This is a genomic window from Brevundimonas sp. AAP58 (genome assembly GCF_001295975.1).
Taxonomy (GTDB): domain Bacteria; phylum Pseudomonadota; class Alphaproteobacteria; order Caulobacterales; family Caulobacteraceae; genus Brevundimonas.
In genome coordinates this window covers 53,203-77,046 of the sequence record NZ_LJHU01000018.1, presented here as the reverse complement: position 1 = coordinate 77,046, position 23,844 = coordinate 53,203, and the positions used below count along the sequence as shown (strand labels likewise).

The following is a 23,844-nucleotide window of genomic DNA, read 5'->3' as shown; positions in this document are numbered from 1 at the left end:
CATGAAACTGTTCCTCGACACCGCAGACGTCGCCGTCATCCGGGAGATGGTCCCCACCGGCATGGTCGACGGGGTGACCACCAACCCGTCCTTGATCGCCAAGAGCGGTCGCAACATCGCCGAGGTCATCGCCGAGATTTGCGCCCTGGTCGAGGGGCCGATTTCGGCCGAGGCCGTGGCGACCGACTTCGAGACCATGGTGCGCGAGGGCGACAAGCTGGCCGCCATCGCCCCCAACGTGGTCGTCAAACTGCCCCTGACCTGGGACGGCCTGCGGGCCGCCCGGGCGTTCTCGGACAAGGGCATCAAGACCAACGTCACCCTGTGCTTCTCGGTGGCCCAGGCGATGCTGGCGGCCAAGGCGGGCGCGACCTTCGTCTCGCCGTTCGTCGGTCGGCTGGATGACCACGGGGCGAATGGGTCCGAACTGATCGAGGCCATCCGCGTCCTTTACGACACCCACGGCTTCGAGACGGAAATTCTCGCCGCCAGCCTGCGCCATCCTGCCCACGTCGAGGCCGCGGCGCTGGCGGGCGCGGACGCGGCGACCCTTCCGGCCGACACCTTCAAGGCCCTGGTCAAGCACCCGTTAACCGACAAGGGGCTTGATGCCTTCCTGGCCGACTGGGGCAAGACCGGCCAGTCGATTCTCTGATTCTGCGGCCCGGCGCGCCCTCCGGGAGGAGCGCCGACCGCGTGATGTCGAAGGAAGAGACCGCCGATCTGTTCGCCCCGCGCGAGCCGCACTGGCCGGAGATCCGCGCCTGGCTGCAGGCCAATCCCGACACCCTGCTGGACGACCGGTCGCTGCTGGAAGAGATCGGGCTGATCGCGCGAGGCCGAAACGTCGTCGAGTTCGGGCGCACCGCTCTGACCAAGCTCGAGGCCGCCGCCGAGCGGGAGGCGGATGCGCGCAAACGCATCGAGGACGTCGCCCGCGCCAACTTCGCCGCCCAGACCCAGACCCATGTCGCCGCGCTGGACCTGATGGAGGCGCGCAGCCACTCCGACCTGGCCCGGCGTCTGGACGTCGCCGCCCAGGCGCGCTTCGGCCTGTCCGCCGCCGCCATCGCGGTGGAAAAGCCCGGCGGCGTGCCCTTCGGCTGGAAGGCGCTGGAACCGGGCGGCGTGGACGCCTGGCTGGGCGGGCACGGCCTGACCTGGCTGGGGCCCATGTTTCCGGAGCTCGATCTGTTCGGCCCGGCGGGCGAAGAGGTGAAGTCGGTCGCCCTGATCCGCATGGCGCTTCATCTGGGCGGCGAGCGGGGCGAGGAGGCGCGCCCGGCGCTGGCGGCCTTCGGATCGCCGGAGCCGGAAGGCTTTACGGCCGGCATGGGCTGCGAGCTGGTGGCCTTCGTCGCGGCGGTGGTGGCGCGCACGGCCGAGCGCTGGCCGGTCCTGAGCTGAGATGACCGCCGCCGAGGCGCTTCAGGCCTGGCTGGAACATCTGGCGCACGAGCGCCGTCTGTCGCCGCGCACGCTGGAGGCTTATGGCCACATCGGCCGGACCTGGCTGGCCTTTCTGGAGCGGCATCGCGGGGAGCCCCAACGGCTGGCGGACCTGGGGACCGTCACGGCCGCCGAAGTCCGGGCGCATCTGGCGGAGCGGCGCAGCGGCGATCATCCCCTGTCGGCGCGGTCGCTGAGCCAGACCCTGTCGGCCATCCGCACCTTTCACGGCTTTCTGGACCGGCGCTGCGGCGTGCCGACGCCTCAGCTGGCGCTGGTGCGAGGACCCAAGATCAAGCCGTCCCTGCCCCGGCCGGTCAGCGCCGATCAGGCCAAGGGGCTCCTGGCCGAGCCCGGCCTCGACCCCGACGCCGAGCCCTGGGAGGCGTTGAGGGACGCCGCTGTGCTGAGCCTGCTTTACGGCTGCGGCCTGCGGATTTCAGAGGCGCTGAGCCTGACCCGCACCGATGCGCCGCTCGCCGAGACCCTGCGGATCACCGGAAAGGGCGGCAAGACGCGGATGGTACCTGTCCTGCCCGCCGTGCGCGAGGCGGTTGATCGGGCCGTCGTTGCCCAGCCCTTTCCGCTGGAACCTTCCGATGCCCTGTTCCGGGCCCGGCGGGGCGGCCCGCTGTCCGCGCGGCACGTCCAGGCGACCGTGCAGCGCCTGCGTGGGCGGCTGGGCCTGCCGGCCTCGGCGACGCCGCATGCGCTCCGGCACAGCTTCGCCACCCACTTGCTGGGCGCTGGAGCCGACCTGCGTTCAATCCAGGAACTGCTGGGCCACGCCAGCCTGTCGACGACGCAGAAATACACCGCCGTCGATGCCGCCCATCTGCTGGGGGCTTATGCGGCGGCGCACCCTCGGGCCTGATCAGGCCTGCATCGTCCAGCCTTCGACGCCCATGGCCGCCTGCTTGACGGCCTCGGAGCGGGTCGGGTGGGCGTGGCTGGTGCGGGCGAGGTCTTCAGAAGCGCCGCCGAAGGCCATGGCCACGCAGGCCTCGCCGATCATCTCTCCGGCCTGGGGACCCATGATGTGGACGCCCAGGATGCGGTCCGTCGCCGCGTCCGCCAGGACCTTGGCGTAGCCGTCTGTCTCGTGGTTGATCTTGGCTCTGGAGTTGGCGGTGAAGGGGAATTTGCCGGACTTGTAGGCCACGCCCTCGGCCTTCAGCTGGTCCTCGGTCTTGCCGACCCAGGCCACCTCCGGGAAGGTGTAGACGACACTCGGGACCAGATTGTAGTCCACATGACCGGCCTTGCCCGCGATCAGCTCGATGGCGGCGACGGCGTCTTCTTCCGCCTTGTGGGCCAGCATGGGGCCGTGGGTCACGTCGCCGATGACCCAGACGCCATCGGCCACCTTGAAGTGGTTCGAGGCGACGAAGCCGCGTTGGTCGGGCGTCACGCCGACGGACTCCAGGCCCAGCCCCGCCGTGTAGGGACGACGGCCGATGGCGACCAGCACGACGTCGCCGGTCAGGGTCTCGGCCGCGCCGCCGGCGGCCGGTTCCACGGTCAGTTCGACGCCGTCCTTGGTGACCTTGGAGCCGGTTACTTTCGAACCCAGCTTGAAGGTCATGCCCTGCTTGGTGAGCGCCCGCTGGAAGGCGGTGGCGAGGTCGGAGTCCATGCCGGGCGTGATGCGCGGCAGGTACTCGACGACGGTGACCTCGGCCCCCAGGCGGCGCCAGACCGAGCCGAGCTCGAGCCCGATGATGCCGGCACCAACGACGATCAGCTTCTTGGGCACGGCCGGAAGCGACAGGGCACCGGTCGAATCGACCACCTTGCCCGGAACGAAGTCGACCCCCGGCAGGGGCGTGGGCTCCGAGCCCGTGGCGATGACGATGTCGCGGGCCTTCAGCGTGGTTCTGGAGCCGTCCGCCGCCTCGACCTCGACTGTCCCGGGACCGGTGATGCGGCCTCGGCCCTTGATCCAGTCGGCCTTGTTCTTCTTGAACAGGAACTCGATGCCCTTGGTGAGCGCCGTCACGCTGTCCTGCTTCTGCTTCATCATCTGAACGAGGTTCAGCTTGGGCGCGACCTCGATGCCGATGCCGGCGAAGTCCTTGGCCGCCATCTCGTAGAGCTCCGAGGCGTGCAGCAGGGCCTTGGACGGCATGCAGCCGACGTTCAGGCAGGTGCCGCCGAGCGTCTCGCGCATCTCGACGCAGGCGACCTTCAGCCCCAGTTGCCCCGCGCGGATGGCGGCGTTGTAGCCGCCCGGTCCACCGCCGATCACGACGACATCGTACTGGGCGGGAGCGGCGGGCGTGGCGTCGGCCATGGAAACCTCGGAGATGGGCGCGGTCGGGAGGACGGGGGCTGTCCTAGCGCCTGACCCGTCGGGGTCAACCGCCGCGGCGGATATGGGAAGCGAAGTCGAGGGCGGCGAGAGTGGCGGGACAGGCGTGGGAGTGACTCTCACTCCCACGCCAAGCGATTGATTGTCTTCAGGATCGCTGAGAGTCCCTGTCCAGGGACTCTCACCGCCGTCCGGGGGCGGCCCGCGATCAAGGGACAGACTAGCCGACCCTTGCGTCAGAATCGGACGGGGTGTCGAAGGTTGTTCAGCCGGTGAGTTGGCCAGGGACGCGCCGTCGACCCCTCCGGCGGGACAGGGCGACGATGATGAGGCCGATCACGAGGAGGACGCCCAGGATCAGCCAGGTCGGGTCGACGGGAAGGCCGGCGGGCGCGACGGCTTCCGCCGACCGCTGGGCCAATTCCCCGCCGCCATAGCTGTCCGCCTGGATCGACGCCTCCGTCGGACCGGCGCGGCCCCTGTCGATGGCGAGGCGGAGCACCGCGTCGGCGATGAAGCCCAGGAAATAGGCGATCGCCGCGCGAGGGTTGCCCGCGCTCAGCATCACCGCCGCGATCAGATACAGCAGCACCGCCCCGACCCAAAGGGCCGCGCTGGACAGGCCGCCGCCAGCCTCGATCATGCCACGCGCCCGCTCCAGGGCCACGTCGACTGGCGCGCCCTCGAAGAAGGGCGTCAGGAACGGCCAGGCCAGCCAGCCAGCATAGGCGATCACCGCCGCGACGAGCAGGTATCGGACAAAGGTCATGACGGCCTCGCGGGCGACGAAGGGGTCAGGCGTAGACGGGCGGCTGGGTCCAGTGTCGGGTCAGGGCTTGCCCATTCTGGCCACGCCATGTGCCCGTCATGACCACGAGCAGGCCGACGGCGAAAAGGGCGGCGAGAGACGCGGGGCCGGGCTCCATCCCGATCTTCAGGGTGGCTAATGCCGCTGCGACGCGGGCCAAGGTATCGGTGATGGATGCCTCCGGGGTCCACTGCAACAGAACCCGCTGGATGACTTCGCTTCCAAAGCCGAGAAAATAGGCACCGGGAGCCGCCCCTGCGCGCACCGCAGTCAATGCTGCGGCGATCAGGTAGAGCAAGATCGACCCGATCCATAGTGATGGGAGCAGACCGCCCACGCGCGCCATTTCCTGTGACGCGGCGGTGATCGGCTCTGAGATCGAGCCCCCCGCCGCCAGCGGCTGAATCAGGGGCCAAGCCATCCAGGTCGCATACGCCGCAATCAGAAAACCAAGACCTGCCCGCCATAACCAGACCATCGGAACCCCCTCCGCCGAAGGCCAACGCCTAACAGAACGCAGGTTTTTCGGCGAGAGGCTGCGTCGTCCTCAGGGGACGGGACCGACAAGCGGCAGGGTCAGTGTTGCCTCGGTGCCGCCCTCGGGATCCCCCTTGAGAGCGAGTTGGCCAGCGGACAGGCGCGCGAAGGCCTGGACCTGGGCCAAGCCAAGGCCTGCCTGTCCGGGACGGGTGGTAAAGAAGGGCTCCAGCGCCCGGGCGGCGGTCGCCTCGTCCAGCCCCGGGCCGGTGTCGCGAACAGTCAGACGCACTTCATCTTGCAGCAACTCCAGGCGCACGGCCACGGCCCCTGCCCCCCCGACGGCTTCCACAGCGTTTCTGACCAGCGCCATGACCGCGCCCTCGAAACCGACGGGATCGACCCGAACGGGTGCCTCGTTCCGGGGGGCCTCCATCATCAGGTCCACACCGGGACCGGCGAGGGCGCGGATCCGTGTCTCCATGGCACGCAACAGGACGCCAGCGTCCAGATCGCGGGCCTCTGCCGCTTCGCCCTGTGAAAATGCCGCGATACGCCGCGTAAGGACCTCGCCCTTCTGTCCCGCGGCCAGCGCCGCCTCGCCCAAACGGCGCACACGGGCGGGATCGTCGATGGATTTCAGCAGCATGTCGAGCGCGCCGGTCATGACCGTGAGCAGGGCGTTGAAATCCTGGGCCACGCCGCCGGTGAGCCGACCGACGCTCTCCAACCTGTGGGCGGCCTCGCTGCGTTCCAGCGCGCGCCGGGCTTCGTCACGGGCAGCCTCGGCGGCGGCCACCGCCGCGTCGCGCTCGGCAACCAGAGCGGCCTCGCGCTCGGCAGGCACCGCTTGGGCGGCTTCGATCCCGGACAGGCCATCCTCGATCATCGGACCCGCCGGCTCAGGCACCGCTTCCATCATGATCTCGATCGGATCGGATAGGGGGTCTCCAGCGAGCAGCAAGGCGTCGACCACGCCGTCTGGCCTGGCCAGAGGCAAGACCCGCCAGCCAAAGCCGCGCGGGCCGCCCAGGCTGGAGGTCAGGCTCTCGACCCTCTCGCCCCTCACGGCGCCGGCAGCGGCACGCAGGGCCTGGCGACATTCGACCCGTTCCGCCTCGGCCATGAAATGGTCGGCGAAATCCAGCCCCACGACGTCCGGTCCCAGGCCGAAGCAAGCGAGGGCGGTGCGGTTCGCCTCCTTGATCACGCCGTTGGGTGCGATGACGACCAAGGCGCTGGCTGCGGCCTCGAACACGCGCCGTGTGGTCTCGTTCGGGTCGGGCAAGGCGGGGGTCGGTTCGATCGGGGGCACTTCTGGCGTCGTCAGGCCCTCGGTCTCCACGATGGCGGCCGTCGAGCCGATGATCTGGCCCAGCGCATCCTCGATCGGCATCGCGGTGACCGAGACCAGCATCTTCCGGCGCGTGGCCGGATTGGCGAGGATGTGCTGGAAGCCCTTGACCGTCTGGCCGCGGAGCGCCCGGGCGCTGGGCAGGAGGTCGGGCGGCACCTGGCGGCCGTCGGGGTAGGTGATGCCCCAGGTGGCCGAGTGGAAGCGCAGGCCGATCAGCTCATTGTCCTTGCGACCTAGAAGCTGGTGCGCGGCGCGGTTGGCGAAGACGAATTTGCCCCCACGATCGGTCTGGACCAGGGCGACGGGGATCGCGTTCAGGGTCTCATAGAGGCGCGTTTCGGCCTCCTGGCGGGCGCGGGCGACGGCGGACAGTTCGTCGGCGGTCGTGACGTGACGCTCGCGGTGGGTCCAGGCGTAGGCGAGCGACAGGACGGCGACGACGGTCGTGACGGCGGCGATCAACCCCAGCACCAGGACCCAATCGACATCGCCTTCCATGAACATCGAACAGCACTCTTCCCGAAATGGCGCCGACCCGGGGGCACCTCGCCCCGAACCAGCAAGGGCGATGCCGCAATGGTCGCGGAACGGCGGTTAGAGGGGCTGGCCCCGCCGGTCCAGTCGCAATCGCGCGAGGTGCCGCGCAAAGCTTCGCCGGAACGAAAAAGGGCCGGACGTCGCCGCCCGGCCCTTTCCGTTTCGAGACGAGGATGGATCAGAAGTTCAGCCGCACGCCGAACTTGGCCGTCCACGAATACTCCTCGTACTGGAGCAGGCGGTCGCGCCCGGGGCCGCGCTGGAAGGCGGTGTAGGTCGCGTCGTTCAGGTTCACGAGTTCGCCGAACAGCTGGACGTTCTCGTTGAGGCGATACTTGCCGCTGAGATCGACCTGGAAGTGCGAACGCACATAGCGGTCGCTGTCGGCGTCTCCCCCCAGTTCGTCGAGGTAGCCCGAGCGATAGGCCCCGGCCGCGCGCAGGCTCAGCGGACCCTTCTCGTAGCCGAGCACCGCGTTGAAGGTGTGCTCCGAGGAGGTCGGCAGGGGGATGGTACGGCCCAGAACCTCGCCTTCGGCGTCGGTATAGGTGTAGTTGAAGTTGACCAGCAGGCCGTCGAACGGACCGGGCAGGAAGGTCAGGGCCTGGCCGTAGCTCAGCTCCACGCCAAACACGGTGGCGTCGTCGCCGTTGATCGGGATCACCGCCTCTTCGTAGGCGATGCCGTTGAAGACGCCGTTCTCGAACTCGGCGGCGATGATGTAGTCCTCGATCGACTTGTAGAAGACGCCGCCCTGCAGCACGGCCTGGGGCGCGAAATACCACTCCAGCGTCGCGTCGAGGTTCCAGGCCTTGTAGGGGTCGAGGTCCGGATTGCCGAACTCGCCCGAGCGTTCGCCGTCCTCGTTCTCCTCGATCAGGAATCGCGGCGCCTGCTGGCCGAAGCTGGGGCGCACGACCGAGCGGAAAGCGCCGAAGCGGGCGATCAGGTCGTCGGCCAGGGTATAGCGGATGTTCACGCTGGGCAGGACGTCGGTGTAGCTGCTGTCGAACTGGACCGGCGTGATGAACAGGGTGTCGTCGGCCAGGGCGACGCCATTGCGGACCGCTCCCTCCTCGACCAGCTCAAGGCGGCTGCCGTCCAGCTCGGTCTCGGTGTGTTCGACCCGGACGCCGCCGATGATGCGCAGGTCCTCGTTCTCGAAGCGCAGCTGCGCATAGCCCGCGTAGATATCCTCGTCGGCGGTGTAGCTCTCGGCGTTCGAGGCGAAGGCGCTGTCCAGATCGTTGCGCTCGAAGCGCGAACGGTTGGCGGCGAAGAAGTCGCGGACCTCGATGAGGCCGGGGATGGGGTCGATGACCGCCAGGCCGTACGACTGGACGCCCGGCACGTCGGCCAGGGTGAAGTCGCCGTCGTAGCCGTCGAAGATGTCGAAGATGAAGCTGAGCTCCTTGTCGCGTTGACGGGCCTTGCCGCCGAACTTGAACTCCAGGCTGCCCGCGGCGATCTGGAAGTCGTAGGCGGCGTCGAACCTGGCGCTGAACTCGCGGTCGCGGGCGTTCTCGTCGGTGGTGAGTTCGAGCGCATTGAACTCATAGTCCGAGGCGCGCAGGAAGTTGGCCTGACCGAAGTCGATCCGATAGGTCGGCATCCGCAGATCGGAATAGTCGATGGTCACGCCCAGCTCGCCGGGGTTCTCGAAGTCGCGACGGAACTCGATGGGGTCGATCGACCCGTCCTCGGTCTGGTCGGCTTCGGAGTAGGCCAGGTCGTAGGTGAAGCGCCACGCCCCGGCGTCGGTCCGACCTCCGGCCGAAAGGGTGCGGACCGACTGAACCTCGCGCCGGTCCTTCAGATCGCGCTCCACGCGGATGCGCTCATCGGCTGAATCAAAGGTCGCGCTGTTCGCCGTCGTCGAGGTCGGCTCGTCAAAACCGAAGATCAGCCGTGTGCGCAGCTCGGTATCGTCGAACTTTGAATACAGGCCGCGCAGATAGAGCTGCGTCGAGTCGTTGGGACGATAGTCCAGGGTCAGGGTCGCGCCGTAGCGTTCGCGGGTGACGTCGTAGTCACGGTATTCGAGGTCCTCGGCATAGGCATTGGCACCGTCCTCTTCCCAGCCGTCCATCTCGATGTTGTCGGTGGCGAACTCGCGATTGTAGTAGCTCGCACCGCCCGCGATGCCGAAGCGGTCGTTGAAACGGTGGACGAAGTCGAAGCTGCCCTTGGGCGAGGTCTGCTCGTTCTGGTCGTTGTAGGAGCCCTCGATCGAGGCCGTGTAGAGGTTCCGACGCCGGTCCAGGGAGCTGGTAGTGAAGATCTCGATCGACCCACCGATGGTGTCGCCGTCCATGTCGGGCGTCAGCGACTTCCGGATCTCGATGGACTCGATCAGCTCGGACGGGATGACGTCGAGCGCCACGGCGCGCTCGTCGCCGCCGGTCGCCAGAACGCGGTTGCCGTTGATCGAGGCCGAGTTGAGGTTGGGGTCCAGGCCCCGAACCGAGACGAAGCGGCCCTCGCCCTGGTCGTTCAGGACGTTGATGCCAGGCGCGCGGCGCAGGGCCTCGGCCACGTTCTGATCGGGAAACTGGCCGATGGCGTCGCGCGTCAGGACGGTCTGGACCGTGTCGGCGGCGCGCTGGCGCGAGATGGCGCTGAGGAAGTTGGCGCGCTGGCCGATGACCAGAACGTCGTCGACGACCTCGCCCGAGCCGGCGACCGCCAGCGGAGACAGAACGAAGTCGAGGGTGGCGGTGCCGCCATCGGCGACCGTGAGCGACTGAACCTGCTCGGCGGCACCGGCGAACCGGGCGCGCACCGTGTAGACGCCGGCCGGGACGTCGCCGAAGCGGAAGGTCCCGTCAGCCCCGACGATCGCGGTCTGACCCAGTTCGACGATGGTGACCTCGGCGCCCTGAAGCCCCCGCGTGGCCGAGCTGTCGGAAACGGTGCCGGTCACGGGATCGGCGACGGCAGCTGTCGCCAGCGCCCATGTCATGGGAACCAGGGCCAGCCCGGTCATCAGCGTTGTCTTGGTCTTCATCGGAGTGCCCCCGCACAGTCGTCGCGGGTTGACCCGCGACAAGGATCGTGTTCTGCGGCGGCATAGATTGCCGATGTCGAGGGGGCTAGTGATGATTAGGCGACCAAAATATTTCGCTTTATTGACAGTTGTGGGATTGTCTGTGCTCGGAGCGTCTTGCGCGTCTCTGGAGGAAGATCGCGGCCCTCAGGGCGTGCTCGCGCCAGGCGATCCAGCCCGACCGGTCATGGCGGCGGTGGAGACCGTCGTGACCACCGACACCGCCGTCGACGCCGATGATCCCGCGCTCTGGGCGGATCCGGCCGACCCGTCACGCGCGGTCATGTTCGGCACCGACAAGTCGGACGGACTGTATGTCCACAATCTGGACGGCACAGTTCGGCAGTTCCTGCCGTCGGGTCCCGTCAACAACGTCGATCTGAGAGCCGGCTTCCCGACCCCACAGGGAGAGCGCGTGCTCGTCGCGGCCAGCAACGACGCGCCGGGCGCCAACGGGGTCAACCTCTACCTGTTCGACCCGGCGACGCTGGCGACGGTCGACTACGGCTTCCACGCCACACCGTACGAGCCCTATGGCTTCTGCGTCGGGCGGCGGGGCGATGACTTCCATATAGTCGTGACCACCAAGGCCGGGACGGTCCATCAGATGACCGTTGTCGCCGGTCCGACCGGTCCGGTCATCGGAGCGCCACGCGTCCTGACGCTGGGCAGCCAACTCGAAGGTTGCGTCGTCAACGACGCCGCCGACACCCTGTACGTCGGCGAGGAGGACGTCGGCGTCTGGCGCTTTGACTTCGATCCGGCGGGCAGCGGCACCCCGACGGAAATCGCGCGCGTCGACCGCATTCGCATCCGCGACGACGTCGAGGGCCTGTCGATCATGCGCGACGGTGGCGTGGAATACCTGATCGTCTCCAGCCAGGGCGACAGCACCTACCCGGTCTATCGCATCGAGGGCGACGGCCACGTCTATCTGGGCCGCTTCGCCATCGTCGATGGTCCTGTCATCGATGGCGTCACGTCCACGGATGGCCTGGACGCCTTCTCGGGTCCGATCGGTCCGTTCCCGCAAGGTGCCGTCGCCTTCCACGACGACATCGACTCGCCCAATCCTGGCCAGCAGAACTACAAGATCGTCGACTGGCGCGACATCAAGGCGGCGCTGGGCCTCTGAGCGGCGAGCAAAGCCCGGAAAGGACAGAAGGGCCCGGTCTGGCGACCGGGCCTTTTTTCCGGCGTCTGACGTGGGTCTCGGCAGAGGCGGCAAGGAAGAACGGCGGCTTGTGGTCGGGGTTGGTCCCATCGCACGCGCAAGCGGCGTGGTTCCGTCCGATGCAGAACACCCGACGCACGGGGAACGCATTTTCCGCACACGTCGCCAATAGGATGAGATGCGGCGCCGGATCGACATGGTCTTGGGTCCGGCGGGACTGAGGTTGGCCGACGCCATGGACCCGTCTTCGGTGCGGGTCTCAGCGCAGTCTCATGTCGACCCTCCCCTACTGAGGTTGCCTACCCTTTCGGTAGTTGGCCGTGCGCAGATTATGGCGCGCCAGCTTGTCGTAGAGAGTCTTTCGCGGGACCTTGAGATCCAGACAGATGCTGGCGACTGCGCCTTTGTGGCGGACCAGCGCATCCTCAAGGATGGAGCGCTCGAACGCCTCGACGCGCTCCACCAGGCTGATCGGGCCGGCCTCGATCGCCGGCTCCTCTTCCTTCAGACCCAGGGCGAACTGCTCGGCGAAGTTGGCCAACTCGCGGACGTTTCCCGACCAGGGGTCCTCGATCAGCCTCTTGCGGACCTGATCCGTGATGGGGCGCGGCGCAACCCCTGCTCGGGCGGATGCAAGCGCCAGGAAGTGGGCGAAGAGGAGCGGAATGTCCTCTCGCCTGTCGGCGAGCCGGGGAACGACCAGTTTCAGCACGTTCAGGCGATAGAACAGATCTTCGCGAAAGGTGCCGGCCGCGACCGCGGCGGCAAGATCGACCTTGGAGGCCGCCAGGATCCGCAGATCAAGCACCCGCGGCGTAACCGCACCGATCGGATGGACCGACCGCTCCTCGATGACCCGCAGAAGGGCGACCTGAGCGGCGGGCGAGAGGCACTCCAACTCGTCGAGAAACAAGGTGCCCCTGTGGCTCTGTTCGACCAGGCCGACCCGGCGACGCAGCGCGCCCGGAAAGGCGCCGGACTCGCTGCCGAAGAGTTCCATCTCGATCAGGCCTTCAGGCAGGGCTCCGCAGTTGACGGCGACGAAGGGGTGGACCCGGCGACGGCCGCCGTCATGCAGCGCACGGGCGACGACCTCCTTGCCGGAGCCGGTAGGCCCTTCGATCAGGACATCCATGTCGGCGTCGGCCACCTGATCGATGATTGACCTGAGCCGCTGGATGGCCGGGCTTTCGCCCAGAAGGAGCGTCTGGGGGCGCGCGGTTTGGAAGGCCCGGGCCAGAGCGCGATTATCGAGGATCAGACCCCGCTTCTCGAGCGCCCGGCGGAGGGTCTCGCCCAGCCTGGCAAAATCGAGCGGCTTGGCGACGAAGTCGTAGGCGCCATTTTTCAGTGCATCGACGGCGTCATCGATATCCCCATGGCCGGTCATCATGACGACGGGAAGGTCCGGGTCCAGTGCCTGAACGCGGGCCAGGAGACCCCGCCCGTCCATGCCGGGCATACGCAGGTCCGTCACCACGACACCGGCGTAATCGGCGGAGAGAGCCTTGAGCGCCAGCTCGGCAGACGCAAAATCGCGCACCTCGAAATCTTCAAGCTTGAGGCGTTCAGCAAGGGCCAAGCGGAAGTCGTGGTCGTCGTCCACGAGGGTCACGGAGTTCGGCCGGGCGAAATTCACCGCGCGGCCTCCAGCACCACGATGAACGCGGTGCCCTGCGGCGTGGGCTTGAGGCTGAGCTCCCCGCCAAAGCCGGCGACGATGTCCCGGCAGATCACCAGCCCGAGGCCGAGACCCTGGGTCTTGGTGGTGACGAAGGGCGTGAACAGGGTGGAGGCGATGGCCGGATCAATGCCGGGGCCGTTATCGGACACCTGCAGCTCGACATGGCGGTCCACCCTGCGGGCCTCGAGGCGGATCACCGGGTCGGGGGTCTGGGCGTCCAGCAACGCTTCGTACGCGTTCTGGAGAAGGTTGATGACGACCTGCTCGAGCCGGACCGGGTCGGCCATCACCTGCAGCTCATCCAGCCCGGAGCGGTGGAGCGTCACCCCATGGTCGCGTAGTCGGTGGCCGATCAGGAGCAAGGCGCCGTCCACGGCCGTGGCGAGCGATACGGTCGTCACCGAACGGCCAGCCTTGCGGGAGAACGCCCGCAGCTCGTTGGTGATGGTTCCGATCCGCTCGGTCAGGGTGGAAACCTGATCCAGGTTTCGCCGCGCGGCAGTCTCGTCGCCCCGCTCGAGGTGTCTCGCTGCGGTTTCGGAGTGGAGGCGGATCGCCGCAACCGGCTGGTTGATCTCATGAGCCACGCCGGCGGCGATCTGGCCAAGCGTGGCGAGACGGCTGGCCTGGACCAGTTCCTCGCGCAGGATTTCCCGGCTCGCCTCGGCGCGGCGGCGCTCGTCGATCTCGCTCTTGAGCCGGCTGTTGGCGTCGCGGAGTTCAGAGGTACGGTCATCGATCCGGCGCTCCAGTTCTGCCCGCGCCGTTTCATCGGCCTTGGCACGAGCGAGGGCTTGCTGACGCCGTCGCAAAAGGACCGCGACGGCCGTGGCTGCGAGGGTGACCAGCAGGAGGGCGATGACCCTGGCGTTGGTCGTGGCCGTGGCCGTGGCCCGCTGGACCGGATCAAGCAAATGCAGGGTCCAGCCCGGTGTGTCCGTTTCCGTCTGGGCCAGCATCCATTCCCCGGCCGCGGGTCCACGCGCGATTTCGACGATGCTGCCGGCTTCGCCGCTGTAGGGAAGGGGGTCGAGCGCCTGGCCGCTTAGTGTCTGATCTTCGAGAATGGCCTGACGTTCTTCGGGCGTCAGTTCACGACTGCGCCGAAAGCGCCAGGTGGGTTCGCTGGTGACCAGAACAACGCCCCGCTGATCAGTGACGAAGGCGGGTTCCCCGGTACGACGCCATTCGGCTTCGAGGGTGTCGAACTCCACCTTGACCACGACCACACCGAGCGGCTCGTCCGCTGGCCCGATGCGGCGGGCCAGATAGAGGCCTGGACGGCCGCTGACTGTGCCAAGCGCGAAGAACTCGGCGGCTCCCGCCGACAGGGAGCCCGTGAAGTAGGGGCGAAACGCATAGTTGGACCCGACGAAGCTCGTGGGCTCGCGCCAGTTGCTGGCGGCGCGCGCCAGCCCCCCGTCGTCCAGAACATAGATGGCGGCCGCGCGCATCTGGATCGCGAGGTTCTCGAGTTTTGCGCTGACGCGATCGGCGGCGGCGGGTCCGGGATCGGCCAGCAAGGCGGCCACATCGGGATCCTCGGCCAGAACCACGGGGACCGAACGCTGCTTTTCAAGCTCGCTTCGAAGAACCGCGGCGTGAAGCGCGGCGTTGGCGTCGGCCCGCCTGGCCAGTTCCGAAACAGCGTCCCTGCGGGCCAGTTCGGCGGCGATTGTCATGGCCAGAAGGGACATCACCAGCCAGCCGGCAAGCAGGGTGAGCCAGGGCCTGGCGGAGCGCCCAGCGAGATACTTTCCCAGCTGCGACAGAGTCTGGTTCATACCTCGACTGTGCGGAAATCCGCACAAGTTGACCAGAGTTATGTGTGGAAATCCGGACGATGTCTTCCGGACGAACTATCAACAATATGATTCAAAACACCTTTTTTTGCAGGCCGTGCGATTTGGTGGACCGCGCGAGAGGTTTCAGACTGAGGCCAAGGCGACGACAGATCGCCCATGGGAAACGACGGCCGCGCCGACGGCGGAGGGTGTATGCATATCGCGTCTGATCATGGACAGGCCTCGGCGGGACCGCGCCCGTGGTGGAGCCACCTCTATGTCCAGGTGCTGGGCGCCATCCTGCTGGGCGGCGCGATCGGCCATTTCTTCCCGGAGTTCGGCGAGAGCCTGAAACCGCTGGGCGACGGCTTCATCAAGCTGGTGAAGATGGTCATCGCTCCGGTGATCTTCCTGACCATCGTGGTCGGCATCGCGGGCATGCGCGACATCGGCAAGGTCGGCCGCGTGGCCGCCAAGGCCTTCGCCTATTTCCTCGTCTTCTCGACCCTGGCACTGATCGTCGGCCTGGTCGTGGCCAACATCGTCCAGCCGGGCCGAGGGCTCAACATCGACCCGGCCTCGCTGGATGCGGGCGCGGTCTCACAGTACTCGACCGCCGCCCATGAGACGACGGTGGTCGGCTTTCTGCTGTCGGTGATCCCGGACACCTTCGTCAGCGCCTTCTCGACCGGAAACATCCTGCAGGTGCTGTTCGTCTCGGTCCTGTTCGGCCTGGCGCTGGCCATGGTCGGGGACGCCGGAAAGCCCGTCCTGACGATGCTGGAATCGGTCTCGACCGCCTTTTTCAAGCTCGTCGCCATCGTGATGAAGGCCGCGCCGATCGGGGCGTTCGGGGCCTTCGCCTTCACCATCGGGGCGTATGGGATCGCGTCGGTGATCAATCTGATCGCGCTGGTGGCCACCTTCTACCTGACGTCTGCCATCTTCGTGGTGGGCATTCTCGGCCTCGTGGCCATCGCCAACGGCTTTTCGATCTTCAAGCTGATCCGCTACCTGAAGGAAGAGCTGCTGCTGGTGCTGGGCACCTCGTCGTCCGAGGCCGCCCTGCCCAGCCTGCTCCAGAAGATGGAGCGCGCGGGCGCGGCCAAGTCCGTCGTCGGCCTGGTCGTGCCGACCGGCTATTCCTTCAACCTCGACGGCACCAACATCTACATGACGATGGCAGCGCTGTTCATCGCCCAGGCGCTGAACATCGAGCTGACGCTGTGGCAGCAGGTGACGCTGTTGCTGGTCGCCATGCTGAGCTCCAAGGGGGCGGCGGGCATCACCGGCGCGGGCTTCATCACGCTCGCGGCCACGCTGGCGGTCGTGCCCGACGTGCCGATCGCGGGCATGGCCCTGATCCTTGGCATCGACCGCTTCATGAGCGAGTGCCGGGCCCTGACCAACTTCATCGGCAACGCCGTGGCGACCCTGGTGGTCGCCCGCTGGGAAGGCGCGCTGGATCGCGACGCCCTGGCCGCCGCCCTCAACGGAGACCCGGGGCCGCTCGCGGCCGGGGCCGATCCCGCCGCCGGACCTGGCGACGATCTCGTCGTCGCCAGGGACTGAACCACAAGAAACGAACCATCGAGTTTGGGAGGACTCACCATGATCACCATCCGGACCACCCTTCTGGCGACAACCGCCATCACCGGCCTTTTGGCCCTCGCGGGCCCCACGCTGGCCCAGACCACGGCCCTTTCCCCGGCCGCGCAGGCCCAGGCCGACCGCGCCGCCGACAATCAGCAGGCCTCCTCGGTCGACGACATCGTCGTGGTCGGCTCCCAGATCCGAGGCGCGGACGTCACCGCCGCCCTGCCGGTGACGGTGCTGAGCGAGGAGCAGATCCTGGCCACTGGAGCGGTCAACGGCGACGATCTGCTGCGCACCATCCCTCAGATGGGCGACGTCCTGTTCAGCGCGGCCAATAACCCCCAGACCTCGAACGCGGCGCGGGGTGACGTGAACTCGGTGAACCTGAGGTCCCTGGGCGTCGGCAACACCCTGGTGCTGCTGAACGGTCGCCGCATCGTCCAGCACCCGACCAGCCAGGGCACGTCCGACACCGGCACGGTGCCGGTGCTGAGCTACAACTCCAACGCCATTCCGGTCTCTGGGCTGGAGCGGCTGGAGGTTCTGCTGGACGGCGCCGCCGCCATCTACGGCGCGGATGCCGTCGCCGGCGTGGTCAACACCGTCCTGCGCGACGACTTCGACGGCCTGCGCATCACCACCCAGTACGGCGGGGCCGAGGGCACGCACCTGCGCGAGTTCAACCTCGGCATCTTCGCGGGCAAGGACTTCGAGCGCGGCAACATCTCGGCCTTCATCGACTACACCGACCGCACAGCGCTCCGGGCCGAGGATCAGGACTTCACAGCAACAGACAACCTGCGTCCCCTGTTCGCCAATGAGCCGGACTACGCCTCGAGCAATGTTCCTGATTTCCGCAACACGCGCGGGGCCTGGGCGAACCTGGCGGTCGTCAACGGGCCGGGCACGATCCGGCGCGGCACCCAGGCGCTGACCACAGCCGCTGGCGCTTTCCACATCCAACCGACCGCCTTGACCGGGTGCCTGGTTCCCAACGGCGACGTCTGCCTGGGCTCCGGTGCCCTGAACTTCAACGGCGTTCAGCGCGACCTTCGTTTCGACACCGCGCCCGGCACCACCGTGCTGCCGGACACCCAGCGGCTGAACGTCTTTGTCGCCGGGCACTACGATCTGAGCGACACCGTCACGGCCTTCGGCGAGCTGGGTTACTACACGGCCGACACCCGGCGCATCCAGCCGCCGGTCATCAACCTGAACACCCTGGTGATCCCGGCCTCGAACTACTGGAATCCGTTCGGTCCGGTGACCTTCGCCAACGGCACGGTCAACCCGAACCGTATCGCCGGGTTGACCAACGTTCCCGCTGCCGGCCTGGCGGTCCGCCTGAACCAGTACCGCTTCGTCGACGCGGGCTATCAGGGCGTAGACGTCTCCAACTACCAGGCCCGGGCGCTCGGCGGGCTGCGTGGCGAGTGGCGTGGCTTCGACTGGGAGACGGCGCTTCTCTATTCCGAGGCCGAGGCGGTCGACGAGTCCGATGCGGTTAACTCCACGGCCCTTCAGGCCTCGCTCGCCCTGTCGACGCCCGATGCCTACAATCCCTTCAACGGCGGCTGCGTGAACCAGACCAGCTTCGGCGACTGCACGCCCAGTTCGCAGACGGCGATCGACGCCATCACCTTCCGGCTGCGGCGGGAGTCGCGGACGACCCTGACCCAGTGGGACTTCAAGGTTTCGCGGCCGGACCTGTTCAGTCTGCCGGCCGGAGACGTGGGTATCGCTTTCGGCCTCGAGGCTCGCCGCGAGACCCAGCGTGACGACCGCGACTCCAACCTGGACGGCACCAATCCCTTCGTAGACGCGGTCACGGGCGCGGTCTCGCTGAGCAACGTCATCGCCGTCAGCCAGAACCCGGACACGGAGGGCGATCGCACCGTCGCCTCGGCCTATGTCGAGTTCGCCGTTCCGCTGGTTTCGCCCGAGATGAACATCCCGCTCGTTCGCGAGCTGAACGTCCAGATCGCGGGCCGGGCCGAGCACTATTCGGACTTCGGCGATGTGGCCAAGCCCAAGATCGCGGCGTCCTGGGACATCTTCGATGGCCTGCGCCTGCGCGGCTCCTATTCCGAAGGGTTCCGCGCGCCGAACCTGGAGCAGGTCAACACCGCCACCTACGGTCGCCTGACGACCAACCCCGACTATATCCGCTGCGAGGCGGATCTGCGCGCCGGGCGGATCGCCACCTTCGGGGCCTGCTCGCGCTCCATCGGGGCGTCGCTGCTGGTCTCGGGCAACCCGGACCTCGAGCCGGAGGAGAGCACCAACTCCTCCTATGGCCTTGTCTTCCAGCCGCAGTTCCTGCCCGAGGCCTGGGGTGACTTCACCTTCACCGTCGACCGCTGGCGCATCCAGCAGGAGAAGATCGTGGGCCTGTTCGGTGGCCGTAACGCCGTGGTCCAGGATTATCTCGATCGCGTGCAGGGTCGCTCCAACCCCCTGGTCACCCGCGCCGCCCCCAACGCCGACGACATCGCCCTGTTCGCCGGAACAGGCATCACCCCGGTCGGCGTGATCGTCTCGATCAGCGACCGCTTCGTGAACCTGCTGCCCCAGGACGTCGAGGGGCTGGATCTGGGCCTGATGTGGCGGCTGCGCGACACGCCGATCGGCGACTTCCGTCTGAACCTGAACGCGGCCAAGCTGATCTCCTTTGGACGGGAGCCGGGCCCACAGGTCGATGCGCTCTACGCGGCCCGTGACGCCGGCATTATCAACGCGGCGACGCCCCTGCCTGAAACCAGCGACCTCCTGGCCCAGAACGGACGGCCGGAGTGGCGGGTTTCCGGCTCACTGACCTGGTCGCAGGGACCCTGGCAGGTGGGGGCCTTCACCCAGTACATCAGCGCGGTCGACGACACCGATCTGCTGTCGCCCGCGGGGGTGCCGTGGGAAGTCGAGAGCCAGATCACCGGCAACCTCTATGTCCAGTACGAGTGGGAAGGTCGCTCGGGCTGGGCGGCGGACTCGCGCATCCGGATCGGGGCCCGCAATATTACCGATGAGGCTCCCCCGCTGTCGTCGGCCGGCTATCTGGGCTCGCTCTACCGCCCTTATGGCCGCTACTGGTACGCCACGCTCGCCAAGGAGTTCTAGGACCCGTGACGGCACTCCGCCGGACCTTCGGCCCGCTTGCCGCTCTCGCGGTGGCGGCGGGCCCCTCGGCCACGAGCCCAGCCTGGGCTCAGGCCGTGGCACCTCGCATGGAGACCTGCCCCGAAAGTCTTCCGGCCGGGACGCAGTGCTGGTCGGGCCGGGCCGAAAGCGGGGCATGGTGGTGGTATGCTCGTCCGGCCGACTGGAACGGCCGTCTCATCCTGCACGCCCACGGCGGGCCTCGGCTGGGCGATCCCGAGCGGGATGAACCCGCCGAGGACCTCGACCGCTTCTCCATGATGGTGGCGCAGGGTTACGCCTGGGCTGGCTCCACCTATCGACGGGGTGGCTATGGCGTCCGCATGGCGGCCGAGGACACCGATCAGCTGCGCCAGATCGTCTGGGACCGCTGGGGGCGGCCTGAGCGCACCCTGCTGCACGGCCAGTCCTGGGGCGGGAACGTCGCCGCCAAGGCGGCCGAGCTCTATGCGGTCGCGACGGATGGACGTCGCAACTACGACGGTGTCCTGTTGAGCAGCGGCGTCCTCGGTGGCGGGACCCGGGCCTATGGGTTCCGTGCCGATCTCAGGGCGGTTTATCAGTTCTACTGCCGGAACCATCCTCGTCCCGACGAGGCGCAGTATCCGCTGTGGCAGGGCTTGCCGCAAGGCGAGACCATGCCCCGGACCGAGATCGCCGCCCGCGTGCGTGAGTGCACTGGCGTCGGCCGCCCGGTGGCAGAGCGCACGCCCGAGCAGACCGCGCGTCTCCGCAACATCCTCTCGGTCACGGGCCTGGAGGAGGATCATCTCGTCGCGCACCTGGCCTGGGCTACGAACCTGTTTCAGGATCTGGTCTGGAAGCGGCTGGGCGGACGCAATCCGTTCGACAACATGGGCCGCACCTATCGCGGCTCCGACGACGACCGTGCGCTGAACCAGGGCGTCGAACGGTTCGCCGCCGATCCCGACGCCGTCGCGGCCCTGGCCTATGACAGCGATCTGAGCGGCGACATCATCCTGCCGACCGTCACGATCCACGCCCGTTACGATCCGACGGTCTTCGTCGAGCATTCGGCGATGTATGCCAACACGGTCGGCGAGGCCGGACGTTCAAACCTTCTGGTTCAGACCTTCACGACCGAGACAGAACACAGCCGCTTGTCTGCACCCCAGTACGTCGCTTTGCTGGAGTCCCTTGAGGCCTGGATCGAGACCGGTGAACGGCCGACGCCCGCCGGCATCGCCGCCGCGTGCGAGGCTCTGGCCCCCCGGATGAGAGAACCGTGCCGGATCGACCCGGGGTTTTACCCCCAACCCTGACGGGGTAGGCCCAGCCAAGAGCCTGCCGGTGGGATCGGATGACCGTATGATGACCCGCGCCCGGGCTGGAAAAAATCAGGGCCTGCCGAAACCGGCACGCCCCTGATCTTCCTAGTTTCGACTGGAGCGGGCGAGGCGATTCGAACGCCCGACCCTCACCTTGGCAAGGTGATGCTCTACCCCTGAGCTACGCCCGCATCTCAGTCGAGAGCGGGGCCTATAGCGGAGGGCGGGAGAGGCTCGCAAGTCGAAAATGCGTCTCCCGCCGATTCCGCCTGCCCCTGCCTATTGCAGCGCCGCCCGGTCGAGGTTCAGGCTGGTCAGAGGGATGACCTCCACCTGCGGATATTGCGCCCGGATGGCGTCGATGAACTGGGCGGCGTCGCCGACGATCACCAGGCTGGCCCGATCGACCGGCAGGTGTTCGGCAAAGGCCGACTGCACGTCGGCGGCGCTGATCGCCTCGACGTTGCCGACGTAGGCCGCCAGATCGCTCATCGGCAGGTCATAGAGGGCGAGATTGGCCACGAGCGCGCCCAGGCCGTCCACCGTCTCCAGGGAACTGCCGAAGGCGCCGGTCAGGATGGCGCGGCGGGTGGTCATCTCCTGCTCGGTCGGTTGGGTGGTCGACAGCCGCTCGATCTCGGCCAGGATCAGGCTCGCGACCTCGGCCGCCGCGTCGTTACGGGTCTGGGCGCTGGCGGTGAACAGGCCCTCGTCGGCGCGCACGCCCAGAGACGAGCGGGTGCCGTAGCTCAGGCCCCGCTTGATGCGGATCTCCTGGTTCAGCCGCGAGGTGAAGCTGCCGCCCAGAAGCGTGTTTCCGAGCGTCAGCGGGAAGTAGTCGGCGTCGGTGCGCGACACCCCCCGCATAGCGACCGTCACCGCCGCCTGACCGGCACCCGGCTGGTCGATGACGACGACGCGGGGCGGCAGCGCCGGGCCGGACGGATCGACGGCGGCCGATGCGACCGCCGGGCTGGTCCAGTCGCCAAACGCGGCCTCGGCCAGCCGACGGGCCTCGGCCTCGTCGATGGCGCCCGAGAAGACCAGGGTCGCGTCCGACGGGCGATAGCGCCCGGCATGGAAGGCCGTGACGTCCTCGCGCGTCAGGGCGGGAAGGCTGGTCAGGGTGCCGCCGCCGGGGGCGCCATAGGGGGCCTCGCCGTAGATCACGCGGCCGGCGGCCTGGGCCGCCACGGGGCCGGGCGTCGACAGGGCGACGCGCAGGCCGTCCAGCGCCTGATCGCGCTGACGCTCCAGCTCCTCCTCGGCGAAGGTCGGGTTGCGGACCAGATCGGCCATCAGCTCCACCGCGCGCGGGAAGACGTCGGCCGGGGCGTTGGCGTAGACATTGGCGAAGTCGGACCCCGCGCCCGCGCCGATCGAGGCGCCCAGTTGCTCGATCTCCGTGGCGATCTGGGGCGCGGTGCGGGTGGTGGTGCCCTGCGTCAGCAAGGCGGCGGTCATGTTGGCCAGACCCGCCTTGCCAGGCGCCTCATAGGCCGCGCCCGCGTCGAAGTTCAGGCGGGCGGAGACCAGCGGCAGGCCTTCCTTCTCGACCACGAGCACGCGCAGCCCATTGGCAAGGCGGAAGTCCGCGACGGGCGGCGTGGTCGGCGAGACCGGCGCGGTCGGCTCGGGCAGCGGGGTCCGCTCCGCTTCCGGCAGCAGGGTGAAGACCTGGCCGACGGGGGCGAGGTCGGCGACGGTCACCGGGGCGGTGACGTCGGTGTTCTGGGGCGTCGGCGGGTTCTGCTCGTCCGCGTTCAGATAGCGGATGGTGATGGTCCGGTCGTCGGTGAGATAGCGCCGGGCGACGCGCTGGATGTCTTCGGCCGTCACGGCCTGGATGTCGGCGATCTGGCGGTCGGCGACGGAGGCGTCGTTGGTGTTGATCAGGACGAAGCCGAGCGTCGTGGCGCGGTCCTCAATGGTCTCGCGGCCGCGAAGGGCATCGGCCACCAGTTCGTTCTTGGCCTCGGCCAGTTCGGCGGCGGTGACGGGTTCGTCGCGCAGGCGGGCGATCTCGGCGCGGATGGCGGCGATGCCGGTCTCTGGCGTCTCGCCGCCGGCCATGATGGCGTAGGCCGACAGAGCCCCGGCCTGCTGCGAGAAGTCGGGGCTGGACGATGCCTGGGCCGCGATCTGCTGCTCATAAACGAGCGAGCGATACATCCGCGAGCTCTCGCCCGTGGACAGGATGCCGTCGAGCACGGTCAGGGCGACCCGGTCCGGATGGGCGTAGGGCACGGTCGGCCAGGACAGCACCACGGCAGGCAGCGGCACGTTCGGGGCATAGAAGGTCGCCTCGCGCGGGCCGGTCGGCTCAGGCTCGCGGACGTTGTTTTCGGGCAGTGGCCGGTTGGGGTTGGGGATGGGGGCCAGATACTGATCGATCCAGCCATCCAGCTGGGCCTGATCGAAGTTGCCGGCCACGATCAGGATGGCGTTGTCGGGCCGGTAGTAGGTGGCGTGAAAGCGCAGCACGTCCTCCAGCGTCGCGGCGTCCAGGTCCTCGATCGAGCCGATCGTCGTACGGCGATAGGGGTGCTCCTGATAGATGGTCGCCGGCATGAAGACGCTGAACAGGCGGCCATAGGGCTGGGCCAGCACGCCCTGGCGGTATTCCTCCTTCACCACGTCGCGCTCGCTTTCGAACACGGCCTCGTTGACGACCAGCGACGACAGGCGGCTGGCCTCGGCGAAGATCAGTCGCTCCAGGTGGTTGGCGGGGACGGTCTGGTAGTAGCCGGTGACGTCGTCCGACGTGAAGGCGTTGTTGTTGCCGCCCACGTCCTCGGTCAGGCGGTCGAAGGTTTCGTCAGGAAAGTCCTTGGTCGCCTTGAACATCAGGTGTTCGAACAGGTGGGCGAAGCCGGAGCGGCCCTCCGGATCGTCCTTGGAGCCGACGCGATACCAGACCTGGATGGTGACGTTGGAGGTGGTGGTGTCGCGCGCCGTGTAGACGTCCATGCCGTTGGGCAGGGTGCGCTTGACGAAGCCCAGGGGCGGCACGGCGATCGAGGCCGAGGCCTCCTGCGCCACGGCGACGGCGGGGACGGCGAGGGCCGGAGCCCCGAGCACAGTGATCAGGGCAAGCGCGGCGACGGCCGACTTCAGGCGCGACTTCATGGTCCAGAGGCTCCGACGGACAGATTCAACGACCGTATCGAGCCAATCGA

The 23,844-nt window shown here is 67.9% G+C and carries 15 protein-coding genes and 1 tRNA gene; 7 read left to right on the top strand and 9 right to left on the bottom strand.

Features of this window, described 5'->3' with window-relative positions; genetic code table 11:
• Nucleotide 1 precedes the first annotated feature (1 nt).
• From fsa to IP78_RS03045, 3 genes are read left to right on the top strand one after another with little or no spacing between them, the layout of a single operon-like run.
• Nucleotides 2-655, top strand: a complete 654-nt coding sequence (gene fsa / locus IP78_RS03055; protein WP_054110231.1) for a fructose-6-phosphate aldolase — start codon at nucleotides 2-4, stop codon at nucleotides 653-655.
• A gap of 44 nt (nucleotides 656-699) precedes the next feature.
• The gene (locus tag IP78_RS03050) at nucleotides 700-1,407 is read left to right on the top strand and encodes a DUF484 family protein (RefSeq protein ID WP_054110230.1); all 708 of its coding nucleotides are present in this window, start codon (nucleotides 700-702) and stop codon (nucleotides 1,405-1,407) included.
• 1 nt (nucleotide 1,408) lies between these two features.
• On the top strand, nucleotides 1,409-2,323 hold the full coding sequence (locus IP78_RS03045; protein WP_054110229.1) for a tyrosine recombinase XerC: 915 nt from the start codon (nucleotides 1,409-1,411) through the stop codon (nucleotides 2,321-2,323).
• Here IP78_RS03045 and lpdA read toward each other — a convergent pair whose 3' ends face one another.
• The 5 genes from lpdA to IP78_RS03020 form a co-directional block, all read right to left on the bottom strand.
• Complete coding sequence (gene lpdA, locus IP78_RS03040) at nucleotides 2,324-3,742, bottom strand: dihydrolipoyl dehydrogenase (protein WP_054110228.1); 1,419 nt, start codon at nucleotides 3,740-3,742, stop codon at nucleotides 2,324-2,326.
• A 283-nt stretch (nucleotides 3,743-4,025) separates the two neighbouring features.
• On the bottom strand, nucleotides 4,026-4,529 hold the full coding sequence (locus IP78_RS03035; protein WP_054110227.1) for a hypothetical protein: 504 nt from the start codon (nucleotides 4,527-4,529) through the stop codon (nucleotides 4,026-4,028).
• A 25-nt stretch (nucleotides 4,530-4,554) separates the two neighbouring features.
• Nucleotides 4,555-4,989, bottom strand: coding sequence for a hypothetical protein (locus IP78_RS03030; protein ID WP_156320258.1), 435 nt, complete (start codon nucleotides 4,987-4,989; stop codon nucleotides 4,555-4,557).
• A gap of 126 nt (nucleotides 4,990-5,115) precedes the next feature.
• Entirely contained in the window at nucleotides 5,116-6,906 is a 1,791-nt protein-coding gene (locus IP78_RS03025; RefSeq protein WP_054110225.1) for an ATP-binding protein, read from the bottom strand.
• 211 nt (nucleotides 6,907-7,117) lie between these two features.
• Complete coding sequence (locus IP78_RS03020; RefSeq protein WP_054110224.1) at nucleotides 7,118-9,946, bottom strand: TonB-dependent receptor; 2,829 nt, start codon at nucleotides 9,944-9,946, stop codon at nucleotides 7,118-7,120.
• Between IP78_RS03020 and IP78_RS03015 the strand changes: the two genes are divergently transcribed.
• Nucleotides 9,900-11,120 carry a phytase gene (locus IP78_RS03015; protein ID WP_369814658.1) on the top strand — a complete coding sequence of 407 codons (1,221 nt, stop codon included), beginning with the start codon at nucleotides 9,900-9,902 and terminating at the stop codon, nucleotides 11,118-11,120. The genes IP78_RS03020 and IP78_RS03015 overlap by 47 nt on opposite strands.
• A gap of 325 nt (nucleotides 11,121-11,445) precedes the next feature.
• Here the strand turns inward: IP78_RS03015 and IP78_RS03010 are convergent, their stop codons facing one another.
• Nucleotides 11,446-12,798 carry a sigma-54 dependent transcriptional regulator gene (locus IP78_RS03010; RefSeq protein WP_054110222.1) on the bottom strand — a complete coding sequence of 451 codons (1,353 nt, stop codon included), beginning with the start codon at nucleotides 12,796-12,798 and terminating at the stop codon, nucleotides 11,446-11,448.
• Nucleotides 12,795-14,627, bottom strand: a complete 1,833-nt coding sequence (locus IP78_RS03005) for an ATP-binding protein (RefSeq protein ID WP_054110221.1) — start codon at nucleotides 14,625-14,627, stop codon at nucleotides 12,795-12,797. The genes IP78_RS03010 and IP78_RS03005 overlap by 4 nt, the downstream gene beginning before the upstream one ends.
• A 213-nt stretch (nucleotides 14,628-14,840) precedes the next feature.
• On the opposite strand from IP78_RS03005, the gene IP78_RS03000 reads away from it, so the two are divergent.
• The 3 genes from IP78_RS03000 to IP78_RS02990 are packed head-to-tail and all read left to right on the top strand — an operon-like array spanning nucleotide 14,841 to nucleotide 20,659.
• The gene (locus IP78_RS03000; protein ID WP_054110220.1) at nucleotides 14,841-16,199 is read left to right on the top strand and encodes a dicarboxylate/amino acid:cation symporter; all 1,359 of its coding nucleotides are present in this window, start codon (nucleotides 14,841-14,843) and stop codon (nucleotides 16,197-16,199) included.
• Nucleotides 16,200-16,238: 39 nt separating this feature from the next.
• Nucleotides 16,239-19,337, top strand: coding sequence for a TonB-dependent receptor domain-containing protein (locus tag IP78_RS02995; RefSeq protein WP_054110219.1), 3,099 nt, complete (start codon nucleotides 16,239-16,241; stop codon nucleotides 19,335-19,337).
• A 5-nt stretch (nucleotides 19,338-19,342) separates the two neighbouring features.
• Entirely contained in the window at nucleotides 19,343-20,659 is a 1,317-nt protein-coding gene (locus tag IP78_RS02990) for a S9 family peptidase (protein WP_156320257.1), read from the top strand.
• A 122-nt stretch (nucleotides 20,660-20,781) separates the two neighbouring features.
• On the opposite strand, the gene IP78_RS02985 is transcribed toward IP78_RS02990, so the two are convergent.
• Both IP78_RS02985 and IP78_RS02980 read right to left on the bottom strand, forming a co-directional pair.
• Nucleotides 20,782-20,856, bottom strand: a tRNA-Gly gene (locus IP78_RS02985).
• Nucleotides 20,857-20,944: 88 nt separating this feature from the next.
• Complete coding sequence (locus IP78_RS02980; RefSeq protein WP_054110217.1) at nucleotides 20,945-23,794, bottom strand: pitrilysin family protein; 2,850 nt, start codon at nucleotides 23,792-23,794, stop codon at nucleotides 20,945-20,947.
• Nucleotides 23,795-23,844 lie beyond the last annotated feature (50 nt).

What these genes read in the sequence shown, in the direction of transcription:
- fsa (WP_054110231.1), top strand. Translation starts at nt 2, where the DNA reads ATGAAACTGTTCCTCGACACCGCAGACGTCGCCGTCATCCGGGAGATG.
- IP78_RS03050 (WP_054110230.1), top strand. Translation starts at nt 700, where the DNA reads ATGTCGAAGGAAGAGACCGCCGATCTGTTCGCCCCGCGCGAGCCGCAC.
- IP78_RS03045 (WP_054110229.1), top strand. Translation starts at nt 1,409, where the DNA reads ATGACCGCCGCCGAGGCGCTTCAGGCCTGGCTGGAACATCTGGCGCAC.
- lpdA (WP_054110228.1), bottom strand. Translation starts at nt 3,742, where the DNA reads ATGGCCGACGCCACGCCCGCCGCTCCCGCCCAGTACGATGTCGTCGTG.
- IP78_RS03035 (WP_054110227.1), bottom strand. Translation starts at nt 4,529, where the DNA reads ATGACCTTTGTCCGATACCTGCTCGTCGCGGCGGTGATCGCCTATGCT.
- IP78_RS03030 (WP_156320258.1), bottom strand. Translation starts at nt 4,989, where the DNA reads ATGGCTTGGCCCCTGATTCAGCCGCTGGCGGCGGGGGGCTCGATCTCA.
- IP78_RS03025 (WP_054110225.1), bottom strand. Translation starts at nt 6,906, where the DNA reads ATGTTCATGGAAGGCGATGTCGATTGGGTCCTGGTGCTGGGGTTGATC.
- IP78_RS03015 (WP_369814658.1), top strand. Translation starts at nt 9,900, where the DNA reads ATGGGAACCAGGGCCAGCCCGGTCATCAGCGTTGTCTTGGTCTTCATC.
- IP78_RS03020 (WP_054110224.1), bottom strand. Translation starts at nt 9,946, where the DNA reads ATGAAGACCAAGACAACGCTGATGACCGGGCTGGCCCTGGTTCCCATG.
- IP78_RS03005 (WP_054110221.1), bottom strand. Translation starts at nt 14,627, where the DNA reads ATGAACCAGACTCTGTCGCAGCTGGGAAAGTATCTCGCTGGGCGCTCC.
- IP78_RS03000 (WP_054110220.1), top strand. Translation starts at nt 14,841, where the DNA reads ATGCATATCGCGTCTGATCATGGACAGGCCTCGGCGGGACCGCGCCCG.
- IP78_RS02995 (WP_054110219.1), top strand. Translation starts at nt 16,239, where the DNA reads ATGATCACCATCCGGACCACCCTTCTGGCGACAACCGCCATCACCGGC.
- IP78_RS02980 (WP_054110217.1), bottom strand. Translation starts at nt 23,794, where the DNA reads ATGAAGTCGCGCCTGAAGTCGGCCGTCGCCGCGCTTGCCCTGATCACT.